This is a genomic window from Rhodovulum adriaticum, assembly GCF_004345735.1.
GTDB classification, from domain to species: domain Bacteria; phylum Pseudomonadota; class Alphaproteobacteria; order Rhodobacterales; family Rhodobacteraceae; genus Rhodovulum; species Rhodovulum adriaticum.
The window spans coordinates 347,987-370,310 of the sequence record NZ_SLXL01000001.1 but is presented as its reverse complement, the minus strand read 5'-3'; the positions used below and the strand labels follow the sequence as shown (position 1 = coordinate 370,310).

The window sequence follows — 22,324 nt, the reverse complement described above, 5'->3', positions numbered from 1 at the left end:
CCACCGGAAAAGGGTTAAGGCGGGGTTAAGCCCGCGCAGCCAGCACGGTGCAATTTGGGATTTGCAATATTCCAGATACCGCTTTATACACATTCGAAACTGTGAATATGAAAGGGTGATTCCCATGCACGCTGACGTGTCGCGGCCCGCGGACCGCTACTCGCCGCTCTATTTCCTGGCCTCTCTGGGCGCGGGCGGCCTTTCCGTGTCGTTCTTCATGTACCTCTTCTTCTGGGTGAAACATCCCGACCAGCCCGTCCCGGTGTTCGAGGATATCGCCAAGGCGTTCCTTGAGGGCGGGCTGCTGACGCAGGCGATGATCGTGGTGGCCTATCTGGGCATCGCCGTCTTTGCCTTCCTGCACTACAAGCTGTTGATCTGGAACATTTCCCAGTACCGCCGCCTGAAAGGCACCGCGAAATGGGAAGAGCTGACCACCACCAATGCCGAAACCCAGTTGCTGGCCATGCCGCTGACGCTGGCGATGGCGGTGAACGTGGGCTTTGTGCTGGGCATGGTCCTGGTGCCGGGGTTGTGGTCGGTCGTGGAATACCTGTTCCCGATGGCGCTGATCGCGTTCGCGCTGGTGGGCTGGCTGGCCTTTCGCCAGCTGGGCGATTTCCTGGGCCGGGTGCTGACCCAGGGCGGCGTATTCGACGTGACCGCGCATAACTCTTTCGCGCAACTGCTGCCGGCCTTTGCGCTGTCGATGGTCGGCGTGGGCTTTGCCGCCCCCGCCGCGATGAGCACGACCCCCCTGATCGCGGGTGTCAGCCTGATCGGCTCAACCTTCTTTGGCATCGCGGCGGCGCTGTATGCCGTGTTCGCGGCGATCACCGGATTCAATTCCATGCTGCATTACGGCACGGCCAGGGAATCCGGCCCCACCATCATGGTGGTCGTCCCGATCATGACCGTTCTGGGCATCCTGTTCCTGCGCCAGGATTACGGGATGAACGTGACCTTTGGCGCCGAAACCGCAGCGGTGGAAAACCTGGCCTTCCTGTCGCGTCTGCTGACGGTGCAGGTGCTGTTCCTGATGCTGGGCTTTGTCGTGCTGAACCGGCAGGGATACTGGCGGCAATACATCTTTGGCGCCGAGGATTCGGCAGGCGCCTATGCGCTGGTCTGCCCGGGCGTGGCGCTGTCGGTGATGCTGCATTTCTGGCTGAACAAGGGCGTCGTGGCCGCCGGGCTGTTCGACAAGTTCTCGGTCGGCTACTGGGCCATCGCCGCGCTGGCCGTGGCGGTGCAGTTCCTGACGATCTGGTTCGTGCTGCACCTGAACCGCCGCCATTTCGGCAAGATCGGCCGAGGGGCACAGGCGGTGCCGGCAGAGTAAGGGCCGGTTGGCCTGCGCGATTGGGGCGGTCCAAATGGGCCGCCCTTTTCGTTTGCGGCTGGAGGTGCGGGGTGATGGGGGGAGGCTGGTATGCGGGATGGAGCGGCGTTCGCCGTCAGTGCGACATGGTGAAGATCGTATGGCGGTTATTGCAGGAAAGCGGACTTTTTTGTCTACGAAGCCGTGCGCCATTCCTCTGCCATAGCCTTCCCGCAAGCCGAGGTCACGGTATCCGACCCTATGGTGTGCGTCACCCTCGCTGCCGTTCAACTCCTTTGAGCACCATCTTCATGCGCGTGACAGCGATCAACCGAAGAAGCGCTTGACCTCACGGACTCGTCCGGCCATTCGTACTTAGCTAGCAGACCCCATTTGCGAATGTTGGGTCAATTTTAATTTCTGGCGATCTGTTGCAAGGAGATGCCTGTGCTGAAATGGTTATTGGCTTTTGGTTTTGTGGTTATGGGGACTAGTGCGCAAGCATTTGACGGATATGACTCGGACGCCGCCGCCGCTGAATACGATGAATCCTATCTTCAAGTTGAAGAGTGTTTCGCAGATGAGGTCAGCGATCAGGAAGCTTGTATCATAGAAGGCATTCAAGAGTGCGTGAAGGACTTGGAAGCACTTCTCGAAAGTAAAGGTTTCTCCATTCCTGGAGGAGCCGCAGTGTCTCCTGACGAGTATTGTAATTACATCGGCTTGGAACGCGCCGACAAGCATCTGAATGCTGTTTATCGACGCATGCTGGACCAAGGACCGGCGCTAGTTCACTACCAAGAAGAAGGGATCGCAAATCTGCGCACTGCTCAGCGGCTCTGGCTTCAGTTCGCGAATGAAATGTGTTCCGGAAGTATTATTGGTTGGCACGCGGGGGGGTCAGGTTGGGGAGCAACGGTTGCTGAATGCCGTACGCGTCTGTCAATCCAGCAAGCTGGGCTCTTGGAGCGATACTTCACCATAAATTACTAAGGCTGGCGTCTTCTGAATGGATTGCGATTAATTCCTCAATACTGAGGTTTATACATCGCGCTCGTAGCAAAGAACTGGCAGCGGCCGAATATGCACGCGGTATTGGCGCCAGTTCTCACCATCCTCAAAGGACTCGCCGCAAACCTCCAGCCTGCCTCCCAGCCTACCCCCCTCCCCCCATCGCCCGTGCTTCGCTCAGGGTCAGGCCCGTGGCCAGTGCCTCGCCGTCCAGCCGCAGCTCGATCACGAAGGGGCGTTCGGCGGCCAAGGCCTGCTCCATCGCCGCCGGGAAATCGGCCTGGTCGGCCACCACGATCCCGTCGCCCCCATAGGCCCGCGCCAGGGCGGGGTAATCGGGATTCGCAAGGTCGGTGCCGCTGACCCGGCCGGGATAGGTCTTTTCCTGGTGCATGCGGATCGTGCCGTAGCGCCCGTTATTGGCGACGATCACCACCACGTTCGCCCCGTGCTGCACCGCCGTCGACATCTCGTTCAACGTCATCTGGAAACAGCCGTCGCCCGCCAGGCAGATCACCGGGCGGCCGGGGTGTTCCAGGCTGGCCGACACCGCCGCCGGGAACCCGTATCCCATGGACCCGGATGTCGGCGCCAGCTGCGTGCCCGGCCCGCGATAGCGAAAATAGCGATGCAGAAAGGCGGCGTAATTCCCCGCCCCGTTGGTCAGGATCGCGTCTTCGGGCAGGTGGGCGGACAGCCAGGCGATCACCTGTTCCATCTTGACCGCGCCGGGGGTTTCGCGCGGGGTTGTCCAGGCCTCGTACTCGGCGCGGGCCTGGGTGCGCCACTCGCCCCATGGGCCGGGGCGGCCGGGCAGGCGGGCCAGGGCGGCCACCATCGCGGGGGCGGGCAGGGCGATGCCGGGATCAGGGCGCCAGACGCGGCCCAACTCATCCGCATCCGCATGCACATGCACGATGCGCGGCCCCGGCCCGGCCGGGTCCAGCAGGGTGTAGCCGTTGGTCGCCGTGTCGCCCAGCCGGGTGCCCAGGGCCAGCACCAGATCGGCCTGCGCCAGGCGCTGGCCCAGCTTGGGGTTCATGCCGACGCCCAGATCGCCCACGTAATGCCCGTGGCGATTGTCCATATATCCCTGACGGCGAAAACTGACCGCCACGGGCAGGTCGAACGCCTCGGCAAAACCGGCCAGTTCGGCGGCCGACCGCGCCGACCAGTGCGGCCCGCCCACCACGACCAGCGGGCGCTCGGCGCGGTCCAGCGCCTCCAGCACCGCATGGAGCTGTGCCTCGCTGGCCTCGGGGGGCAGGGCGGAAACGGGGGGCGCGTCGGGCGCGTCTGCCACGGCGCTCAGCATATCCTCGGGCAGGGCCAGAACCACCGGGCCGGGCCGCCCGGATGTGGCCACCGCAAAGGCCCGCGCGATATATTCCGGCAGGCGGTCGGTCTGGTCCACCTCGGCCACCCATTTCACCAGCGGGCCAAAGAAGCGGCGATAATCGACCTCTTGAAACGCCTCGCGATCCCGGTGGCCGCGCGCGATCTGCCCGACGAAGGCCACCATAGGCGTGGAATCCTGCCGCGCCACATGCAGGCCGCTGGCCGCGTTCGTGGCGCCGGGCCCGCGCGTGACGAACAGAACGCCCGGCTGGCCGGTCATCTTGCCATAGGCCTCGGCCATCATCGCGGCGCCGCCTTCGTGTCGGCAGACGATATTGGGGATGCCCGCGTCGTACAGCCCGTCCAGCGCGGCCAGGAAACTTTCCCCAGGGACCGAGAACACCCGTTTCACCCCGTGCAGCGCCAGTTGATCCGCCAGGATGCGCCCGCCATGCCGCGCCATGCTTACCTCCGTTCGTCAAGTTGCGTGCGCACCCTGCGCTACCCCTGTGCGCGGCGCAAGGTTGTGCATCCCACGCATGCGGCATAGCTGATAGCGAAATCGTAACGGAGATTGGAACATGGCCGAATACAAACTGTTGGGGATCTCGGGGTCCCTGCGCAAACAGTCCTACAACACCGTCCTGCTGCACGAGGCCGCGCGCCTGTTCGATCCGGCAGAGTTCACGCTCGCCGATCTGCGCCTGCCGCTCTACGATCAGGATCTGGAAGAGGCCGAGGGCATTCCGACCGCGGTGCAGCAGCTTTCCGACCAGATCGCGGCGGCCGATGCGGTCGTGATCGCGGGGCCGGAATACAACAAATCGGTTACCGGGGTTCTGAAAAACGCGCTGGACTGGGTCAGCCGGACGGGCAACCCATGGGCGGACAAACCGGTTGCGCTGGCCTCTGCCACGGCGGGGCGCGCGGGGGGCGAACGCATGCAATTCGCGCTGCGCCTGTGCATGATGCCCTTCCGCCCGCGCCTGTTGCAGGGGCCAGAGGTTCTGGTCGGCCAGGCCGCGGACCAGTTCGACGCACAGGGTCGGCTGACCAACCAGATCAACCATGATGCGCTGGCCGAACTGATGACCGCGCTGAAGGCAGAGATCGCGCGCGCTGCCTGATTGCATGCCCCCGCAGGGCGCCCTAGGCTAGCGCCCATGCACCCGGCCCAAGGCAAGACCCGCACGACACGCGATCTGATGGACCCCGCCCGCGCGGCGGCGCTGCATGCCACGCTGGCGCTGGCGGGCGCCCCGCCGGGGCCGGGTGATCCGCTGCCCCCCTTCTTTCACCAAGCCCATTTCTGGGACGCCCGCCCGCCGGCCGATCTGGGCCGCGACGGGCACCCGGCCATCGGCGATTTCATCCCCGACCTGGGCCTGCCCCGGCGCATGTGGGCCGGGGGGCGGCTGGCCTTTCACGCGCCCCTGCGCGCGGGCATCCCCGCCGACAGAACCACCACGATCCAGGCGGTAAGCCAGAAACAGGGCCGCACCGGGCCCTTGGCCTTCGTCACCCTGCGCCACGACATCGCGCAGAACGGTCAGCTTTGCGTGACCGAGCATCAGGACCTGGTCTACCGCCAGGATCCCGCCGCTGGCGCGCCCCGCCCGGCCCCGCCTCAGGCCCCGGCAGAGGGGGCAGAGGAAACCCCGCTCGCCTTTTCGCCCACGCTGCTGTTCCGCTACTCGGCGCTTACATTCAACGGCCACCGTATCCATTACGACCGCGACTATGCCCGCGGGGTAGAGGGCTATGCGGGCCTTGTCGTCCATGGCCCGCTGCTGGCGCAATTGATGATGCTGCACGCGGCCCGGCGCGGCCCGCTGACCGGGTTCACCTTCCGCGCCCATGCGCCGATGATGGATACCGAACCGGCCACGCTTTGCGCCGCAGGGCCCCGCCTTTGGATTCGCGGCCCCGACAACCGGCTCTGCATGATGGCAGAGGCGATCCACTGATCTTCTTCTTGGCAAAAATACCCATGGCCCTGCCTGGGCCACGGGCGCGGCGTCAGCCCTTGTAGGGTGCCATTCCAGCCCGCGCCAATTCGTCGGCACGCTCGTTTTCCGGGTGGCCCGCATGGCCCTTGACCCATTGCCAGGTCACGTCATGGGTGGCCTGCGCTGCGTCCAGCCGCTGCCACAGCTCGACATTCTTCACCGGCTTTTTCGCCGCCGTCTTCCAGCCATTCTTCTTCCAGCCGTGAATCCAGCCGGTCACGCCGTTTTTCACATAGGCGCTGTCGGTGACGATGGTGATGCGGGTGGGGCGGGTCAGGCTTTCCAGCGCGCTGATCGCGGCCATCAATTCCATCCGGTTGTTGGTGGTTGCGCCCTCGCCGCCCGACAATTCGCGTTCCTTGACGACCTGCTCACCCTCCATCGCGCGCAGCAAGACGCCCCAGCCGCCCGGGCCGGGATTGCCGCTGCATGCACCGTCGGTGTAGGCGAAAAGCTCTGCCATGGGTCTGCCCTTGTTATTGCCCGCGCGGGTGTAGGGGCGCGGGCGCGCAGGGTCAATCGCGGCGCGCGGTCAGGAACGCGCTTTCGCCCGGCGTCCCGTCAAAGCCCATGGTGCGCGCGATCTCCTGCCCCTCGATGGTGAAGCCGGCATCGGTCAGCAGCCCGCGCAATTCGTCCACGCCGACATAGGTGTAAAGCCGCCCCAGCTTGTCGCGGCCCTCGCCCTCGCCCAGCTTCATCGCGACGAACAGCCGCCCGCCGGGGCGCAGGGCGCGGTGCAGGGCCGCGAAATGGCCGGGCAGGGCAGCGCGGGGGGCGTGCAGCAGGCTGAAATGCGCCCAGACCCCGTCATGGGCGGCCACGTCGTTCAGCGCGGTGAAGGGGGCGACGCGAACCCTCAGCCCGTAACGGTCCGCCGCGACCTGCGCCATTTCCGGGCAGGCATCCATCGCGGCGACCTGGAACCCCGCGTCGCGCATCCGCGCTGCCGCCCAGCCCGGTCCGCAGCCCAGATCCAGTACCGCACCGCCCGCGGGCAGCAGGTCGATAAAGGCGGACAGGCGCCGGTCGGTTTCGTCGCCGTGGTGGATTTCGGAATAATCGGCGGCCTTCTGGCCGTAGATGGCCAGGGTCTGCGGGTCTACGCCGCTCACAGCAGGGCCGCCGACAGGCAGGCGGCGACGATGGCCGTCAGCGGCAGGCGCAGCGCCAGCCACCAACGCGGTGCCAGCCGCAAGGCCCAATAGATCGCGTCCAGAACCAGCAAGCCGCCATAGCCCCAGATCAGCGCCATGATCGACCCCTCGGGTCCGCCGCCGACCATGAAAAACGCCCACAACGCCGGCACCACGGACAGCGCATAGGCGGGCCAGATCGTCCAGCCCTGCGCGCGGGTGGCAAAGCCCCACAACACACCCGACATGAAGGCCAGGATGATCGTGCCATAGAAGTTCAGCACATAGATGCCGGTGAACCGCGGTCCCAGGCTGTCCTGGCTAAAGCTGTCCAGCGACGGGATCAGCACGGTCGCCGCCCCCCACAGGAACGGGATCAACCCGGCAAGGCCCAGGATCAGTGCGGCGCGGGGAATGGCGGTCATGCTCTCTCCAGTGCAAGGCGCAGGCCAAGGCCCGCAAAGACGGCGGCAAAGCCGCGGTTCAGCCACGCCATCGCCCGCGCGCTGGTCAGCAGCCGGTCGCGCGCGGCGGCGGCAAACAGGCCGTAGCCCAGGAAGATGACAAAGGTCAGCCCCATGAACACCGCCCCCAGCAGGGCCATCTCGGCGGTGGCCGTGCCCGGATTGCCGGACAGAAAGGGCGGCAGCAGCGCCAGAAAGAACAGCGACAGCTTGGGGTTCAGGATATTGATCAGCGCGCCGCGCGTGGCGATGCGGACGAAACCGTCATGGCCGGGCTTCGCGCCGATGGACAGCGCGCCACCCTGCCGGACCGCCTGCCAGGCCAGATACAGCAGATAGGCCACGCCCGCGAATTTCACGATCTGGAACAGCAGGGCCGAACTGTGCAGCAGCGCCGCCAGCCCCAGGATCGCCGCGCCCAGATGCGGCACGATCCCCAGCGTACAGCCAAGCGCCGCAGGCAACGCCGCGCGCCGCCCCTGGCCCAACGACAGCATCAGCGTGTAGATCACCCCCGTCCCCGGCGCCAGCACCACGATCAGCGCGGTGGCCAGGAACTGGGCCGACAGCATCAGGCCATCTCGCGCACGATGCGCGGAATGCGGAACTGGATCGTCTCGTCGGCGGTCACGACCTCTTCGACCGTCAGGTCATGGCGATCACGGAAGGCCTGCACGACCTCGTTCACCAATTGCTCGGGCGCAGAGGCCCCGGCGGTGATGCCAACGGCCGAGATCCCCTCCAGCGCGCGCCAGTCGATGTCGGTGGCCCGCTGGATCAGTTGGGAATAGGCACAGCCGCCCCGCGCGCCGACCTCGACCAGCCGTTTCGAGTTCGACGAATTCGGCGCCCCGATCACCAAGAGCGCCTGAACCTTGGGCGCGATCTGTTTCACCGCGTTCTGGCGGTTGGTGGTGGCGTAGCAGATATCTTCCTTGTGCGGGCCCTCGATGGCGGGGAAATGGGTTTCCAGCGCCTTGACCACCTCGGCGGTGTCGTCCAGCGACAGGGTGGTCTGGGTGATATAGGCCAGCTGCTCGGGGTCGCGGACCTGCAAATGCGCGACATCCTCGGGGGTTTCGACCAGCAGAACCTCACCCTCGGGCAATTGTCCCATGGTGCCGATCACCTCGGGGTGGCCCTTGTGGCCGATCATCACCATCTGCTTGCCGTTCTCGGCGTGGCGCGCGGCCTCCAGGTGCACCTTGGACACCAGCGGGCAGGTCGCATCGACATAGGTCAGGTTGCGCCGCTCGGCCTCTGCGGGCACCGATTTCGGCACGCCATGGGCGGAAAAGATCACAGGGCGGTCGTCGGGACACTCTTCCAGTTCCTCGACGAAAACCGCGCCCTTGTTGCGCAACGTGTCCACGACGAACTTGTTATGGACGATCTCGTGGCGGACATAGACCGGCGGCCCCCATTTCTGCAGGGCCATTTCGACGATCTTGATGGCGCGATCCACACCGGCGCAGAAACCGCGGGGCGCGGCAAGGTAAAGGGTCAGGGCGGGCTTGGTCATGGCGTTTCTCCTGTCCCCCCACAGGTAAACCCGTGCAGGGCGTGCGTCCAGCCCCCGCAGGCGCGCCCGGGCGCCGCGCCCCGTTGCGCAGATGTTTCGAACCGCCGTGCGGGGTGGTCAGGGCGCAGGGGGGCGCTGCCCCCCGTCCTGCGGACTCCCCCCGGGGTATTTGGACCAAGAAGAAGGGGCGCGTCTTCTTCTTGGAAAAAATACCCAAATTCGAAGGGTGCAGTCACGCAAGGCCGGGGTCGTCCAGCAGGTGGCGCCCCTGGCGGTCCTCGACCTCCACCACCCACAGGTCGGGGTCGAACCCGCGCTGGCGGGCAATGGCGGCGTCCACCTCGGGCTCGGCCCCCTCGGCCAGGACGATCCAGACACGATCGCCGGTGGCCAGATCAAAGCTGCGCTGGAACACCCGCGCCTGCCCGTCCAGCGTGTTCAGCTTGACCAGCACCGCGCCGCCGGTGTCATCGCCATGGGCCACGACGAAGGCCGGGATATCGGCCAGCCGCAGGCGGGCCAGGTAGGCGTGGACCCAGAACTCGGCGGTTAGTCGCATGGGGCCGCCCCCCGCTGGTGCCTGCTGTCCGGCGTGCTAAGGTAACGGCTGCAAACCGAAAGAGCCCTGCCGATGACCGACGAACCGACCCCAACGGCGGAAAAGCCCCGCCGCATCCTGCCACCCTTTTCCAAGCCGATCATCATCGCCGCCATCGTGCTGGATATCATCGTCTTTGCCGGGTTTTCCCGAAAGGGGATCTTCGTCGGGCTGATGCTGTTCTTCAACATCGGGGTGTGCGCGGTCGCCTATTTCGCGATCCTGCGCTACCTGGAGGGGCGGCTGTTCCGCGACAAGGATCAGTCGCCCTCGCGGAAATCCAGCCCCATTTCGGAATAACGCTCGGCCTCTTCCAGCCAGTTCGGGCGCACCTTGACCTGCAGGAACAGGTGCACCGGGCGGCCCAGGAAATCCGACAGCTCGGCCCGGGCGGCCTGGCTGACGGATTTGATCGTTTCGCCCTTGTGGCCCAGAATGATCCCCTTGTGCCCGTCGCGGGCGACATAGATCACCTGGTCGATCCGGGTCGATCCGTCCTTGCGGTCCTGCCATTGCTCGGTCTCGACGGTCAGCTGATAGGGCAGTTCCTGATGCAGACGCAGGGTCAGCTTTTCGCGCGTCATTTCGGCCGCGATCATCCGCATCGGCAGGTCGGCGATCTGGTCCTCGGGGTACAGCCACGGCCCCTCGGGCAGGGCGCCGGCCAGCCAGCCGCGCAGGTCGTCCACCCCGTGCCCCTTCTCGGCCGAGATCATGAAGGTCTGCTCGAACGGGTAGGCCTCGTTCAACTCAGCCGACAGGGCCAGCAGGGCCTCGGCCTTGACGCGGTCGATCTTGTTGATGGCCAGGGCCACGCGCTGGTTGTCGGTTACCCGTTCGCGCAGGGCGTCCAGGATGGCATCCACGCCCTGGGTGCGGCCGCGATGGGCCTCTACCAGCAGGACGATGACATCGGCATCGGCGGCCCCGCCCCAGGCGGCGGCGACCATGGCGCGATCCAGCCGGCGGCGCGGGCGGAACAGGCCCGGCGTGTCGACGAACACGATCTGGGCGTCGCCCTCCATCGCCACGCCGCGGATGCGGGCGCGGGTGGTCTGCACCTTGTGGGTGACGATGGACACCTTGGCCCCCACCATGCGGTTCAGCAGGGTGGACTTGCCCGCGTTGGGTTCCCCGATCAGGGCGACGAATCCGGCGCGTGTGGTCATTCGGACCGCTCCTTGTTGACGAACAGGGCTGGTAGCCGATTTCGGCCGGTCGCGCTAGCGCAAAGCCGCGGGGCCAGGGTAGGGTGGGTGAAACCCACCGCCCAGATCGTGCGCAAAGCACCCACCCTACGCCAAGCTTTCCGCGTGTCACCCGCCGCGCCGGTCGCGTTGGGCAATGGGGGCCGGGTTAGTCCCCCGCGCCCTCCAGCCGTTCCAGCAGGGCGCGCGCGGCGGCCTGTTCGGCCTGCCGCTTGGCCCCGGCCTGGGCCTGGGCCTCTTCGCCGTTTTCCAGCCGCGCGGCGATGGTAAAGCGCGGGGCGTGATCCGGCCCGTCGCGGGCGATTTCCACATAATGCGGCGGGTGCTGTCCGCGGGCCTGCGCCCATTCCTGCAGTGCGGTCTTGGCGTCGCGGGAATCGGGGTCGACCGTGCCGATCCGGTCGCGCCAGTGGCGCAGCACCAGTTTGCGGGCCACGGCGAAACCGGCATCCTGATAGACGGCGGCGATGACCGCCTCCATCGCGTCGGCCAGCAGCGCCTCTTTGCGGCGCCCCCCGGACATCATTTCGGACCGGCCCAGTTTCAGAACCTCGCCCACGCCCAGGTCGCGGGCCACCGCCGCGCAGGTTTCCCGGCGCACCAGCGCGTTGAAGCGGGGGGCAAGCTGCCCCTCGGTCGCGCCGCTGTCTGCGTCCAGCAGGGCCTCTGCCATGACCAGGCCCAGCACCCGGTCGCCCAGGAATTCCAGCCGCTGGTTATCCGGCCGGGTCGGGCTGGAGAGCGAGGCATGGGTCAACGCGCAGATCAGCAGTTCGGGGTGCTTGAACTCGTGCCCCAGGCGCCGCGCAAAGGCGGTAAGATCAGCCGACAGTTTCACGGGTCTACTCAACCGCCTTGAAGAATCGGTCGCCCCGCCACGTCCAGACGAAGAACAGCGACCGCCCCGCGGACGAGAACATGATCCGGTCCGCCCGGCCGATCAGGTTTTCCGCTGGCACAAAGCCCACGCCGCCGTTGGCCCGCGCATAACGGCTGTCCTGGCTGTTGTCGCGGTTGTCGCCCATCACGAAATAATGCCCCTCGGGCACAGTAAAGACGGGGGTGTTGTCGGAAAAGAACCCGTCGCGGATGTTCAGTACCGCGTGGCTGCGTCCGCCGGGCAGGGTTTCGATATGGCGCGACTTGGTGCAGGTGCCGCCCTCGCCCACGGGGGCGTTTTCGCACTGCGGATAGTAGCCCATCGGCCCCTGCTTGCGGTAGGTTTCCGCGAAGGCCCCGGCCGGTTCCATCTGCACGGCCGCGCCGTTGATATGCAGCACGCCGTCGCGCATCTGGACCGTGTCGCCGGGCAGGCCGACCAGCCGCTTGATGAAGTCGGAGTTGTTCACCGGGTGGCGGAACACGACGACATCGCCGCGTTCGGGATCGCTGGCCAGGATGCGCCCGTCAAAGGGGCACAGGCCGAACGGGCAGGAATAGCGCGAATAGCCATAGGCCATCTTGTTGACGAACAGGAAGTCGCCGATCAGCAGCGTATCCTTCATGCTGCCCGAGGGGATCCAGAACGGTTGAAAGAACACGGTGCGGAAGACGCCCGCGATGAGCAGCGCCCAGAAGACTGTTTTCACAGTCTCCCACAGCCCGCTTTCCTGTTTGTCGCCCTTGGATGCCATCTGCCCCGCCCTGTCTTGGAATTACGGTTGCCGTTTCATGCGGGGCGGGGGCGGGCCTGTCAAGGCGACGGCCGGGCCTCGATCACGACGAAGGCCTGTGCCCAGGGGTGATCGTCGGTCAGGGTGACGTGGATGATCGCCCGGTGCCCCGGCGGCGTCATCTGCGCCAGACGTTCGGCCGCCCAGCCGGTGACCTGCATGACGGGCTGGCCGGTGTCCAGGTTGGCCACGGCCATGTCCTTCCACGCGATGCCCATGCGCAGGCCGGTGCCTAGGGCCTTGGAACAGGCCTCTTTCGCGGCCCAGCGTTTGGCATAGGTGCCCGCGACATCGGCGCGGCGCTCGGCCTTGGCCTGTTCGACCTCTGTGAACACCCGGTTGCGGAACCGGTCGCCAAAGCGATCCAGCGTCGCGGCCACGCGGTCGATATTGGCCAGATCGGTGCCGATGCCCAGGATCATGCCGCCCCCCGCAGGCCGCGCCAGGCGGCGTTTCCCTGTTTCGCAAGGTTTCTGGCGGCGTTCATCGGCCTCTCCATCCCGGTCACGGGGTCGGCTTTACGCCGGAATGCAGCCACGGGCAAACCCCCTGCGCGGTTGCCGCCCCCCGCATGTCGGCGATAGGCTGCCTTGAACGGAGGTGCCTATGGCCCTGGAAGACATGCGCAGCACGGCGCTGGACCATCTTGCCAACGCGCCCGGCGCCATGAGCGATCCGCAAGGCACCGCGCGGGCGGTGAGCGCCGCGCTGCAGGCCGCGCCCCATGACCTGGACGTGCGGCTGGGCGCCTATCGGTTCTACTTCTACACCCATGATTACGCTGCTGCCGTGCCCCAGGCCGAGGCCATTCTGGCGATGGCGGCGCAGCGCCTGAATATTCCCGCCGATTGGCGCGCGGTGCGGCCCGACGATGCGGCCTTCAGCGCGGCGGAACTGGCGCCGGGGCTGTATCTGCAGGCCCTGATCGCGCTGGCCTTTTGCCACATGCGGCTGGGCAATTTCGAAACCGGCCAGCCCTATCTGGACAAGGTGTTCGAACTGGACCCGACCGACCGCTTTGCCGCGATGCGGCTGGTGCATGCCGCCCGCGCGACCGAGGACGACGACGAGGATTAACCCCGCGCCGCATCCATCAGGCGGCGCATTTCCTGCATGGCGGGGCCCAGCCCGCGAAAGATCGCCTCGCCAATCAGGAAATGGCCGATGTTCAGCTCCATGACCTGCGGAAAGGCCGCGATGGGCTGCACCGTGTCATAGGTCAGGCCGTGGCCGGCATGGACCTCCAGCCCCAGCGAATGGGCGTGGGCGGCCATGTCGCGCAGGCGTTCCAGTTCCTCGTCCCGCGCGGCAAAGCGGCCCTCGGCGTGGAAATCGCAATAGGCGCCGGTATGCAGTTCGACCACCGCCGCGCCGATACGGGCGCTGGCCTCGACCTGGGCCGGATCGGCCCCGATGAACAGCGAGACACGGCAACCGGCCTCGCGCAGCGGCGCGATGAAATCGGCCAGGCGGGATTCGTCCTGAGCGACATCCAGCCCGCCCTCGGTGGTGCGTTCCTCGCGCTTTTCGGGAACGATGCAGACGGCGTGGGGCTTGTGGCGCAGGGCGATGTCCTGCATCTCGGCGGTGGCCGCCATTTCCAGGTTCAGCGGCACGCTCAGCCCCGCCATCAGCCCGTCGATATCGGCGTCCGAGATGTGGCGCCGATCCTCGCGCAGGTGGGCGGTGATGCCGTCGGCGCCGAACTCCTCGGCCAGCTTGGCCGCGCGCAGCGGGTCCGGGTAAGCCGAGCCGCGCGCGTTGCGCACGGTGGCGACATGGTCGATATTCACGCCCAGGCGCAGTTTTTCCATGACCGTTCCCTTTCCGCCGGCCTCAGGGCCGGTCCTTTGGCTGTGCCGGCGACTTGCCCAGCCCGGCCAGCTTCTGCTTCAGCCGCACGCGGCGGCGGTTCTGATAGGCGGTAATCACCGGAAGGGTCAGGTAGTACCCGGCCAGCCCCGCGGCAATGCCCGGAACGATCCCGCCCACCAGATAGGGCAGGAACACCTCGTTATAGAATTGCGAAAGCTGCGCCCAGTTCGCCCGATCGTCGGTGAACAGGGCGATGGCGTTGTCCTTCAGGTCCGCTGCCGCGCCGGCGAACTTGTCCACCAGCGTCGTGTCGGTGGCCTCGTCGAACTCGGTTCCCAGGATGAAATGGCCGGTCTTCAACGCGACCACGCCGATCGGGACATAGGTCAGCGGATTGCCGAACAGCGTGGCCAGCAACGCCGCCACGATATTGCCGTGCATCAGCCGCGCCAGCAGCGCGGCCAGCACGAAATGCAGCCCGTAAAACGGGGTAAAGGTCACGAACAGCCCGGCAAAGATGCCGCGGGCGATCTTGTGCGGGGTGTCGGGCAGGCGCCGGACGCGGTGCGTGATGTAATACAGCGCCCGCCCCCATCCCCCGCGCGGGTACAGGCCGTCCAGAACGATCCGGCCAATGCTGCGTTTGTCGCGGCGCCTGAAGACCACGCTCGGTTCCTTCCTGTGCGCCGCCGACTCAGGGGGCGCGTTCGGGATCACGCTCCCGCTGGATCTCGGCGACGTCGCTCTCCGCTTCAAGGGCGGTCATGACGGTGTGAAGGTGCTCCACATCGCGCAGATCCACCTGGACCAGAAGACGGTAGAAATCCGGTTTCTTGTCGACGAATGTCATGTCCGAGATATTGGCCTTCTGCTCGCCGATCAACGTGCAGATGCGCCCCAGCACGCCCGCGTCGTTGCGCATCGTGACATAAAGGCCGACCGTGTGCACCGGAGGGTGCTTGCCCGAATGCCAGTGCAGATCGACCCACCGTTCGGGCTGCTCCTCGAACCGGGCCAGGACGGGGCAGTCGATGGCATGCACCACGACCCCGCGCCCGCGATAGGTGATGCCGACGATCCGTTCGCCGGGCACCGGCTGGCAGCAGGGCGCACGGTTGAAGGATTGTTCCGGCGACAGGCCCACCACCGCGCGGGTGGCATCGATTTCCTCGCCGCCGGGCTTGGCCAGGTCGGGATACAGGGTTTCGACCACGTCCTGTGCGCGCAGTTCGGCGCTGCCCAGGCGGGCCAGCAGTTCCCCGCCATCGGGCAGGCCAAAGCGTTTGGCCGCGGTTTTCAGCGCCTTGTCGGTGGCCTTCTTGCCCACATGTTCGAACGCGACGCGGGCCAGTTCGCGCCCCAGCTTGATAAAGCGTTCGCGGTCCTCTTCGCGCAGGGACTTGCGGATCGCGGCCTTGGCCCGGCCGGTTACGACGATGTCGATCCAGGTGGCCTGCGGGCGCTGGCCCTCGGCGGTGATGATCTCGACCGACTGGCCGTTCTTCAGCCGGGTCCACAGGGGCACGCGGATGCCGTCCACCTTGGCGCCGACGCATGAATCGCCGATCCGCGTGTGGATCGCATAGGCGAAATCCAGCGGCGTCGCCCCGCGGGGCAGTTTCACCACATCCCCCTTGGGGGTAAAGCAGAAGACCTGGTCGGAATACATCTCCAGCTTGACGTGTTCCAGAAACTCGTCGTGGTCCTCTGCATTCTCGAAGCGTTCGGTCAGGGATGCCAGCCATTTCGCCGGGTCCACGGCAAAGGGGTTCTCCGCCCGCACCCCGTCACGATAGGACCAGTGCGCGGCGACCCCGCTTTCGGCGACCTCGTGCATCTGGCGGGTGCGGATCTGCACCTCTACGCGCTTGCCGTCGCGGCCCGACACCGTGGTCTGGATGGAACGGTAACCGTTGGATTTCGGCTGGCTGATGTAATCCTTGAACCGGCCCGGCACGGCACGCCAGCGGCGGTGGATGGCACCCAGCACGCGATAGCAATCGCCCTCGGTCTCGGTAATGACGCGAAAGCCGTAGATGTCGGACAGGCGGGAAAAGCCCTGGCCCTTCTCCTCCATCTTGCGCCAGATCGAGTAGGGCTTCTTGGCGCGGCCGAACACGTCGGCCTGCACGCCCTCGCGGTCCAGTTCGGTGCAGATGTCCTGGGTGATCTTTTGCACCACATCGCCGGTTTCGCGCTGCAAGGTGATGAAGCGGCGGATGATCGAGTTGCGCGCCTCGGGGTTGAGGACGCGAAAGGCCAGATCCTCCAGTTCTTCGCGCATCCACTGCATGCCCATCCGGCCGGCCAGCGGCGCGTAGATGTCCATGGTTTCGTGGCTTTTGCGGACCTGCTTTTCCGGCGGCAGCGACTTGATCGTGCGCATGTTGTGCAGCCGGTCGGCCAGCTTGACCAGGATCACCCTCAGGTCCTTGGACATCGCCATGAACAGCTTGCGAAAGTTTTCCGCCTGCTTGGACTGGGCAGAGGACAGTTCCAGGTTGGTCAGCTTGGTGACGCCGTCCACCAGTTCGGCGATCTCGTGGCCGAACAGCCGCGCGATTTCATCGTAGGTGGATTTCGTGTCCTCGACGGTGTCGTGCAGCAGCGCGGTCACCAGCGTTGCATCGTCCAGCCGCTGTTCGGTCAGGATCGCGGCGACGGCGACCGGGTGGGTAAAGTATTCCTCGCCCGACCGGCGATACTGACCTGAATGCATCTCGCGCCCATAGGCATAGGCGCGGCGGATCAGGTCGGCATCGGTACGCGGGTTGTAGTTGCGGGCCAGCGAGATCAGGTCTTCGACGTCGATCATGCCGGTCGGTCGCCCTGGTTGCGCGTCACTTCGGGCCCTGGGCTTCCATCAGGGCGCGCAGCAGCTTTTCTTCGGACATGTCGTCATCGGCGGGCTTGTCCGCGGCCTCTCCGCCGCCCATCAGCAGCGCCATCGAGTCCTCTTCGGGCTCGTCCACCTCGATCTGGTGCTGGTGCGCCTCGATCATGCGCTCGCGCAGGTCGTCGGCGGATTGGGTTTCCTCGGCGATTTCGCGCAGGGCGACGACGGGGTTCTTGTCGTTGTCGCGGTCCACGGTCAGTTCGCCACCGGCGGCGATCTCGCGTGCCCGGTGGGACGCCAGCATCACCAGCTCGAACCGGTTGGGAACCTTGTCAACGCAATCTTCTACCGTCACGCGGGCCATAGGGCACTCCGTTCCTGGGGCTGGGTGGAAGGTCCATGTTTATTGGCTGTCAAAAGCCTTGACAAGGGCGGAAAGGTCGGCCCATGGCCCGAAAATCGGCAAAATCGGCGCCTTTTCGCTGTCGGGCAGCACCTGCAGCATCTGTTGCGCCGTCATACCCAGAATCGGATGCTGCCAATCCGGCGCAACCTCGGCCAGCGGCACCAGCACAAAGGCGCGGTCCTGTAGCCGGGGATGGGGCAGGATCAGCGCAGGCGGCGCATGCTGCGCCTGGGCCTCTGGCGGCAGGGTGCGCCAGGCGGTCTGCGTGTCCGCGTCGGGCAGGACGGTGCCGCCAAGGTCCAGCAGGTCCAGGTCCAGCGTCCGCGCCGCCCAGCGGACCGTGCGGGTGCGCCCGAACGCGGCCTCGACCTCGTGCAGCCGGGCCAGGACCGCCGCGGGCGGCAGGGTCGTTTCGATGGCGGCAACCGCATTCACGAAGTCCGGCCCCGCCCCCGCCGGCATGCAGGGGGTGCGGTAGAACCGGCTGACGGCGGTGATTCGCATCCCTTCGCCATCCAGCCCCGACAGCGCCGCCGCCAGCGTTTCGGCGGGCGATCCGGCCGGTGACGCGACGTTTGCGCCCAGTGCGATTAGCCCTTTTGTATAGGTTTTGTGAAGATTTCGCCGTTGCAGCACTCGGCAGGTCCATTATCTTTGCACATTCAACGGTCTTTGTGCCGTTCCGGGCTTTGTCAGTCCGAACACCACTCACACCCCTGCAAGGGCTTAGCAAGGCCATATTGAAGGCCAGATTACAAAGGACTCTCATGTTTTATAGAGACGATCGGTTGGCCCTGTTCATCGACGGCGCCAACCTCTACGCGGCGGCAAAGGCGCTTGGCTTTGACATCGATTACAAGTTGTTGCGTCAAGAGTTCATGCGCCGGGGCAAGCTGCTGCGCGCCTTTTACTATACCGCGCTGCTTGAGAACGAGGAATACTCGCCCATCCGGCCGCTGGTCGACTGGCTGCACTACAACGGCTTTACCATGGTCACCAAACCGGCCAAGGAATACACCGACAGCCAAGGCCGGCGTAAGGTCAAGGGCAACATGGATATCGAACTGACCGTCGATGCCATGGAACTGGCCTCGCGGGTCGATCACATCGTTCTGTTCTCGGGCGACGGCGACTACAAGCCGCTGGTCGAAAGCCTGCAACGCCAGGGTGTGCGGGTGTCGGTGGTGTCCACGATCCGCAGCCAGCCGCCGATGATCGCCGATGAATTGCGCCGCCAGGCCGACAACTTCATCGAGCTGGACGAACTGAAAGAGGTGATCGGCCGCCCGCCGCGCGAACCGCGCGCCGAGGATCGGACCGAATACGTCGAAAGCGACTGACCGACGACGGTTGAAAGCCAGGCGCGCCGCCGCATCTGAAAAGGCGTGATGACCGGCCAAGCCATCTTCGCACAGCTTGCCACGCTTTTCGCTGCCGCTTTCGGCGCGGCGACGGTGCTGCCGTTCCAGTCAGAGGTGGTCTTCGTCGGGCTGCAACTGGCTGGCGGCATCGTGCCGCTGTGGCTGGTCGCGGTGGCCAGCCTGGGCAACGTGCTGGGCGCGGTGGTCAACTACGTGATGGGCCGCTGGGTGGACCATTTCCGCGACCGGCGCTGGTTTCCCGTGCGCCCCGGCCAACTGGCCCGCGCCCAGGGCTGGTGGAACCGCTGGGGCGTTTGGACCCTGTTGCTGAGCTGGGCGCCCTTCGGCGACGCCTTTACCGTGATCGCGGGCATGATGCGCACACCGGCCTGGCTGTTCCTGGCGCTGGTCACCCTGGCCAAGACCGGGCGTTACGCGGTGCTGGCCTGGGTAACGGCGGCGGCCAGCTAGGCGCGGCTCAGTCGATGCACATTTCGAATTTGTCGCCCTTTTCGTCCAGCATCACATGGCAGCCGAACATCGGGCTTTGGCCGTAACACTGGCCGCGCCCGCTGTCGTTTACCACGCATTCGCCGATGCAATCGGTGGACCGGGTGCAGGCCTTGCCCGCATCCTCAAGCGTGCGGATGCACATCAGCCCGCTTAGCCCGCCATGGGCGAAGGTGCCGCCATCGGCCTCGCACGCGGCCTTTTGGGCGCGCAGTTCGGCCGCGCTGCGGCCCTGCGGGTCAAGGGGATCGGGGTTTTCCCCCAGGCAGGCGGACAGCGGCAGCAGGGCGAACAGCAGAACGGCACGTTTCATCGACAGCTCCCTCATCGGGTGTTACCGCAGCCGGAACAGCCGCGGCAGGATCAGGGGGCCAAGATACATCGGAATCTGATAGCAGCCCAAAAACAACAGGATGCGTTCCAATGTCTCGGGCGGCAGCGCGGCCAGGAACAGTGCCAGGTTGCGGTTGCCCGCCGCGATGGCCAGCGCCGCGGCATCCGGCGCGGGCAGGCGGGCGCGCCCGGCCCGGAACACGGCCAGCGCCGGAATCAGGTTCAGCGCAAAGGACAGCGCCACCAGCGCAGGCAGGGCCGGGTCGCCCCGCATCAGGGCCGGGCCGACCGCGCCCATCATGCCCACCACCAGCACCCCCATCACAACGGTCATCACCCCGTCGATCTGCGGGATCATGGGCGGCGCCACCAGCCGCGGCAGAAAGGTTCGGATCGCCAGCGCCAGCCCGACCACGCCCACAACGATCACCAGCAGCCGCAGCGCGCCTGCCACCACCGCGCCCGCGTCGGGAAAGACCGGCAGCGTGGCCAGCACCGGCACCGCCGTCAGCGGCAACAACGCGGTGGCGATCACCATCTGGCGCAGCGCGACGCTGGCATTGGCGCCGGTCAGCACCGCCAGCCCGGGCGTGCCACTGATCGGCGCGGCGGCCAGAACCAGCACCGCGCCGATCCCCGCCACCGTATCGGCCACCCCGGCGGCATGCAGCCCTGCGGCCACGACCAGCGGCAGCGCCAGTTGCAGCCCCAGCGTCAGACCCAGCACCCCCGACCAGTCCCGCCCGCGCGGCAACCCCGCCAACGGATCGGTGCGCAACGCCGCCAGGAACAGAGAGGCCACGATCAACGGCACGATCAGCGGCGTCATTGCGCGCGACAGGGGCGGGATCGCGATCCCGATGACCAGCCCGGCCAGCAGAATCCAGCGCCCGTTGCGGGCCAGCGCGGGCAGCAGGCTCATCGGTTCAGCATCGTGCCCGGCAGCCACAGCGCGATCTGCGGAAAGACCGACAGGATCGCCACCGCCAGCACCAGCAATCCGAAAAACGGCAGCGCATGGCGCGCGATGCGGAAGATGTCCTGCCCGGTGATCTTTTGCAGTACGAACAGGTTGAAACCGACGGGGGGCGTGATCTGGCTCATCTCCACCACCAGCACCAGGAAGATGCCGAACCAGATCGGGTCGATGCCCGCCTGCATCACCATCGGCAGGATGATGGACACGGTCAGAACCACGATGGAAATCCCGTCCAGGAACATCCCCATCACGATGAAGAATACCGTCAGCGCCGCCAGCAGCGCGTATTGCGACAGGCCCATTTCGGCGATCCAGGCGGCCAGTTGCCGGGGGATGCCCGTGTAGCCCATCGCCACCGTCAGGAACGCCGCCCCCGCCAGGATAAAGGCGATCATGCAGGTGGTGACGGTCGCCGCGCGCAGCGCCTGGGTAAAGGTGGCCCAACTCATCCCGCCGGTGATCGCGGCCAGGATCAGCGCGCCGGTAACGCCGATCACCGCAGCCTCTGTCGGGCTGGCGACACCGGCATAGATCGACCCGATCACCGCCACGATCAGCCCCACCACGGGCAGCAGGCGCAGGGCCGCGCGGATCGCGGTGCCCCGGTCGGTGGGCGGCTCTGCCTCGGGCATGCGGGCGCGGTTCAGGCGCGACCACAGCATGATATAGCCTGAAAACAGCGCGGCCAGCATCAGACCGGGCAGGACACCGGCCAGGAACAGCCGGGCGATGGATTGTTCCGTCGCCGCGCCGTAGACGATCAGGATGATCGAGGGCGGGATAAGAAAGCCGAAGGTGCCCGATCCCGCCAGCGTGCCGATCACCATGCGCGGATCATAGCCGCGCCGGGTCAGTTCCGGCACCGACATCCGCCCGATCGTGGCCGTGGTGGCCGCCGACGATCCCGATACGGCGGCGAACAGCGCGCAGCCCATCACGTTGACATGCAACAGCCGCCCCGGCAGCCGCGCGGTAAAGGGCGCAAGCCCCGCAAACATGTCCGCCGACAGGCGCGAGCGGACCAGGATTTCCCCCATCCAGATGAACATGGGCAGCGCGGTCAGATCCCAGACCGTCAGCCCGCCCCAGACCTTGGTGGCAAAGACCATCCCCACCGGCGCGGAAGAGGCCAGCACCATTGCCACCAGCCCGACCGCGATCAGGGCAAACCCCACCCACAGCCCGGCGGCGAGCGCCCCGAACAGCACCACGACCAGCAGGGGGGCAAGGGTGGCCAGTTCCATCACAATTCCTCTGCCTGGGCGGCCTCTGCGGCCTGGTGGGCCGGGGTGCCGCCGCGCGCCAGCACGACCGCAGCCTCAAACAATGCCAGGGCGAACAACGCCAGACCCAGCGTCATCGCCCCCTGCGGCAGCCACAGCGGCACCTTGACCATGCCGTAGCTGACCGAACCAAAGCTGAAGCTGTCCCAGGCCTGCACCCCGCTGGACCATGTGGCAAAACCGGCCAGCCCCGCCGCCAGGGCCGCCACCCCCGCCGACAGCCAGCGCGCAGGTTTGGGCGGCAAAAACCGGGTCAGCAGCGTCACGCGAATATGCCCGCCCGCCCGCAGCGTGCCGGCCAGGCCCAGAAAAACCGCGCCGACGAACAGAAACCCGCCGATTTCGGCAAGCGAGGGGATGGCGAAACCCGGCGGCTGGGCCCCCACGATCCGGGCCACGCGGTCGGCCATGCGGCCCGCGACCTGCGCCAGCACCAGCACCGCAATCGTGACGAAGCCCAGTGCCGACAGCGCCAGCGCCACCGCAAAGACCCGGTCCAGCAATCGGCCCATGGGATGCCC

Annotated in this window: 28 protein-coding genes; 8 read left to right on the top strand and 20 right to left on the bottom strand. The window is 66.4% G+C overall.

The window, feature by feature from the left end; genetic code table 11:
• Positions 1 to 124: 124 nt before the first annotated feature.
• Together EV656_RS01665 and EV656_RS01660 are read left to right on the top strand one after the other, a co-directional pair.
• Positions 125 to 1,342, top strand: a complete 1,218-nt coding sequence (locus tag EV656_RS01665; protein ID WP_132598795.1) for a TsoY family (seleno)protein — start codon at positions 125 to 127, stop codon at positions 1,340 to 1,342.
• 420 nt (positions 1,343 to 1,762) lie between these two features.
• Positions 1,763 to 2,314 carry a lysozyme inhibitor LprI family protein gene (locus EV656_RS01660; protein WP_132598793.1) on the top strand — a complete coding sequence of 184 codons (552 nt, stop codon included), beginning with the start codon at positions 1,763 to 1,765 and terminating at the stop codon, positions 2,312 to 2,314.
• A gap of 163 nt (positions 2,315 to 2,477) precedes the next feature.
• Here EV656_RS01660 and EV656_RS01655 read toward each other — a convergent pair whose 3' ends face one another.
• Positions 2,478 to 4,133 carry a thiamine pyrophosphate-binding protein gene (locus tag EV656_RS01655; RefSeq protein WP_132598791.1) on the bottom strand — a complete coding sequence of 552 codons (1,656 nt, stop codon included), beginning with the start codon at positions 4,131 to 4,133 and terminating at the stop codon, positions 2,478 to 2,480.
• A gap of 118 nt (positions 4,134 to 4,251) precedes the next feature.
• On the opposite strand from EV656_RS01655, the gene EV656_RS01650 reads away from it, so the two are divergent.
• Positions 4,252 to 4,797, top strand: coding sequence for an NADPH-dependent FMN reductase (locus EV656_RS01650; RefSeq protein ID WP_132598789.1), 546 nt, complete (start codon positions 4,252 to 4,254; stop codon positions 4,795 to 4,797).
• Between the two features lie 36 nt (positions 4,798 to 4,833).
• The gene (locus EV656_RS01645) at positions 4,834 to 5,637 is read left to right on the top strand and encodes an HTD2 family dehydratase (RefSeq protein ID WP_132598787.1); all 804 of its coding nucleotides are present in this window, start codon (positions 4,834 to 4,836) and stop codon (positions 5,635 to 5,637) included.
• Positions 5,638 to 5,689: 52 nt separating this feature from the next.
• Here EV656_RS01645 and rnhA read toward each other — a convergent pair whose 3' ends face one another.
• From rnhA to EV656_RS01615, 6 genes are all read right to left on the bottom strand, one after another.
• Entirely contained in the window at positions 5,690 to 6,142 is a 453-nt protein-coding gene (rnhA, locus tag EV656_RS01640; RefSeq protein WP_132598785.1) for a ribonuclease HI, read from the bottom strand.
• A gap of 52 nt (positions 6,143 to 6,194) precedes the next feature.
• Complete coding sequence (locus EV656_RS01635) at positions 6,195 to 6,794, bottom strand: class I SAM-dependent methyltransferase (RefSeq protein WP_243695665.1); 600 nt, start codon at positions 6,792 to 6,794, stop codon at positions 6,195 to 6,197.
• The gene (locus tag EV656_RS01630; RefSeq protein ID WP_132598783.1) at positions 6,791 to 7,240 is read right to left on the bottom strand and encodes a DUF3429 domain-containing protein; all 450 of its coding nucleotides are present in this window, start codon (positions 7,238 to 7,240) and stop codon (positions 6,791 to 6,793) included. Before EV656_RS01630 ends, EV656_RS01635 begins: the two co-directional genes overlap by 4 nt.
• The gene (locus tag EV656_RS01625) at positions 7,237 to 7,851 is read right to left on the bottom strand and encodes a LysE family translocator (RefSeq protein ID WP_132598781.1); all 615 of its coding nucleotides are present in this window, start codon (positions 7,849 to 7,851) and stop codon (positions 7,237 to 7,239) included. Before EV656_RS01625 ends, EV656_RS01630 begins: the two co-directional genes overlap by 4 nt.
• Positions 7,851 to 8,801, bottom strand: a complete 951-nt coding sequence (gene ispH / locus EV656_RS01620; RefSeq protein WP_132598779.1) for a 4-hydroxy-3-methylbut-2-enyl diphosphate reductase — start codon at positions 8,799 to 8,801, stop codon at positions 7,851 to 7,853. The genes EV656_RS01625 and ispH overlap by 1 nt, the downstream gene beginning before the upstream one ends.
• Before the next feature lie 232 nt (positions 8,802 to 9,033).
• Positions 9,034 to 9,360 carry a DUF1491 family protein gene (locus EV656_RS01615; protein WP_132598777.1) on the bottom strand — a complete coding sequence of 109 codons (327 nt, stop codon included), beginning with the start codon at positions 9,358 to 9,360 and terminating at the stop codon, positions 9,034 to 9,036.
• 72 nt (positions 9,361 to 9,432) lie between these two features.
• Between EV656_RS01615 and EV656_RS01610 the strand changes: the two genes are divergently transcribed.
• Positions 9,433 to 9,699: a hypothetical protein gene (locus EV656_RS01610; protein ID WP_132598775.1), complete on the top strand. Its 267-nt coding sequence runs from the start codon at positions 9,433 to 9,435 to the stop codon at positions 9,697 to 9,699.
• On the opposite strand, the gene era is transcribed toward EV656_RS01610, so the two are convergent.
• From era to acpS, 4 genes are all read right to left on the bottom strand, one after another.
• Entirely contained in the window at positions 9,660 to 10,568 is a 909-nt protein-coding gene (gene era / locus EV656_RS01605) for a GTPase Era (RefSeq protein WP_132598773.1), read from the bottom strand. The genes EV656_RS01610 and era overlap by 40 nt on opposite strands.
• 187 nt (positions 10,569 to 10,755) lie before the next feature.
• Positions 10,756 to 11,445 (bottom strand): ribonuclease III, encoded by a 690-nt coding sequence (gene rnc / locus EV656_RS01600; protein ID WP_132598771.1) that lies wholly within the window; start codon positions 11,443 to 11,445, stop codon positions 10,756 to 10,758.
• A 4-nt stretch (positions 11,446 to 11,449) separates the two neighbouring features.
• Positions 11,450 to 12,241, bottom strand: coding sequence for a signal peptidase I (lepB, locus tag EV656_RS01595; RefSeq protein ID WP_132598769.1), 792 nt, complete (start codon positions 12,239 to 12,241; stop codon positions 11,450 to 11,452).
• Positions 12,242 to 12,300: 59 nt separating this feature from the next.
• A complete protein-coding gene (gene acpS / locus EV656_RS01590) occupies positions 12,301 to 12,702 on the bottom strand; it encodes a holo-ACP synthase (protein WP_132598767.1) in 402 nt (133 codons plus the stop codon).
• 184 nt (positions 12,703 to 12,886) lie between these two features.
• Between acpS and EV656_RS01585 the strand changes: the two genes are divergently transcribed.
• Entirely contained in the window at positions 12,887 to 13,357 is a 471-nt protein-coding gene (locus EV656_RS01585; protein WP_132598765.1) for a tetratricopeptide repeat protein, read from the top strand.
• Here EV656_RS01585 and EV656_RS01580 read toward each other — a convergent pair.
• The 5 genes from EV656_RS01580 to folK are packed head-to-tail and all read right to left on the bottom strand — an operon-like array spanning position 13,354 to position 17,973.
• The gene (locus EV656_RS01580) at positions 13,354 to 14,094 is read right to left on the bottom strand and encodes a pyridoxine 5'-phosphate synthase (RefSeq protein ID WP_132598763.1); all 741 of its coding nucleotides are present in this window, start codon (positions 14,092 to 14,094) and stop codon (positions 13,354 to 13,356) included. The genes EV656_RS01585 and EV656_RS01580 overlap by 4 nt on opposite strands.
• 22 nt (positions 14,095 to 14,116) lie before the next feature.
• Positions 14,117 to 14,761, bottom strand: coding sequence for a DUF2062 domain-containing protein (locus tag EV656_RS01575; RefSeq protein WP_132598761.1), 645 nt, complete (start codon positions 14,759 to 14,761; stop codon positions 14,117 to 14,119).
• Positions 14,762 to 14,789: 28 nt separating this feature from the next.
• A complete protein-coding gene (locus EV656_RS01570) occupies positions 14,790 to 16,910 on the bottom strand; it encodes a RelA/SpoT family protein (RefSeq protein WP_132598759.1) in 2,121 nt (706 codons plus the stop codon).
• 25 nt (positions 16,911 to 16,935) lie between these two features.
• Complete coding sequence (gene rpoZ / locus EV656_RS01565) at positions 16,936 to 17,295, bottom strand: DNA-directed RNA polymerase subunit omega (protein WP_132598757.1); 360 nt, start codon at positions 17,293 to 17,295, stop codon at positions 16,936 to 16,938.
• 39 nt (positions 17,296 to 17,334) lie between these two features.
• A complete protein-coding gene (folK, locus tag EV656_RS01560; RefSeq protein ID WP_322790429.1) occupies positions 17,335 to 17,973 on the bottom strand; it encodes a 2-amino-4-hydroxy-6-hydroxymethyldihydropteridine diphosphokinase in 639 nt (212 codons plus the stop codon).
• 131 nt (positions 17,974 to 18,104) lie between these two features.
• Here folK and EV656_RS01555 point away from each other — a divergent pair, with 131 nt between their 5' ends.
• Positions 18,105 to 18,677 (top strand): LabA-like NYN domain-containing protein, encoded by a 573-nt coding sequence (locus EV656_RS01555; protein WP_132598755.1) that lies wholly within the window; start codon positions 18,105 to 18,107, stop codon positions 18,675 to 18,677.
• Between the two features lie 48 nt (positions 18,678 to 18,725).
• Positions 18,726 to 19,169, top strand: coding sequence for a YqaA family protein (locus tag EV656_RS01550; protein WP_132598753.1), 444 nt, complete (start codon positions 18,726 to 18,728; stop codon positions 19,167 to 19,169).
• A 7-nt stretch (positions 19,170 to 19,176) separates the two neighbouring features.
• Here EV656_RS01550 and EV656_RS01545 read toward each other — a convergent pair whose 3' ends face one another.
• From EV656_RS01545 to EV656_RS01530, 4 genes are read right to left on the bottom strand one after another with little or no spacing between them, the layout of a single operon-like run.
• Complete coding sequence (locus EV656_RS01545; protein ID WP_132598751.1) at positions 19,177 to 19,521, bottom strand: hypothetical protein; 345 nt, start codon at positions 19,519 to 19,521, stop codon at positions 19,177 to 19,179.
• A 21-nt stretch (positions 19,522 to 19,542) separates the two neighbouring features.
• Complete coding sequence (locus EV656_RS01540) at positions 19,543 to 20,463, bottom strand: hypothetical protein (protein ID WP_132598749.1); 921 nt, start codon at positions 20,461 to 20,463, stop codon at positions 19,543 to 19,545.
• Positions 20,460 to 21,764, bottom strand: coding sequence for a TRAP transporter large permease (locus tag EV656_RS01535; RefSeq protein ID WP_132598747.1), 1,305 nt, complete (start codon positions 21,762 to 21,764; stop codon positions 20,460 to 20,462). The genes EV656_RS01540 and EV656_RS01535 overlap by 4 nt, the downstream gene beginning before the upstream one ends.
• Positions 21,764 to 22,315 carry a TRAP transporter small permease gene (locus tag EV656_RS01530; RefSeq protein WP_132598745.1) on the bottom strand — a complete coding sequence of 184 codons (552 nt, stop codon included), beginning with the start codon at positions 22,313 to 22,315 and terminating at the stop codon, positions 21,764 to 21,766. The genes EV656_RS01535 and EV656_RS01530 overlap by 1 nt, the downstream gene beginning before the upstream one ends.
• Positions 22,316 to 22,324 lie beyond the last annotated feature (9 nt).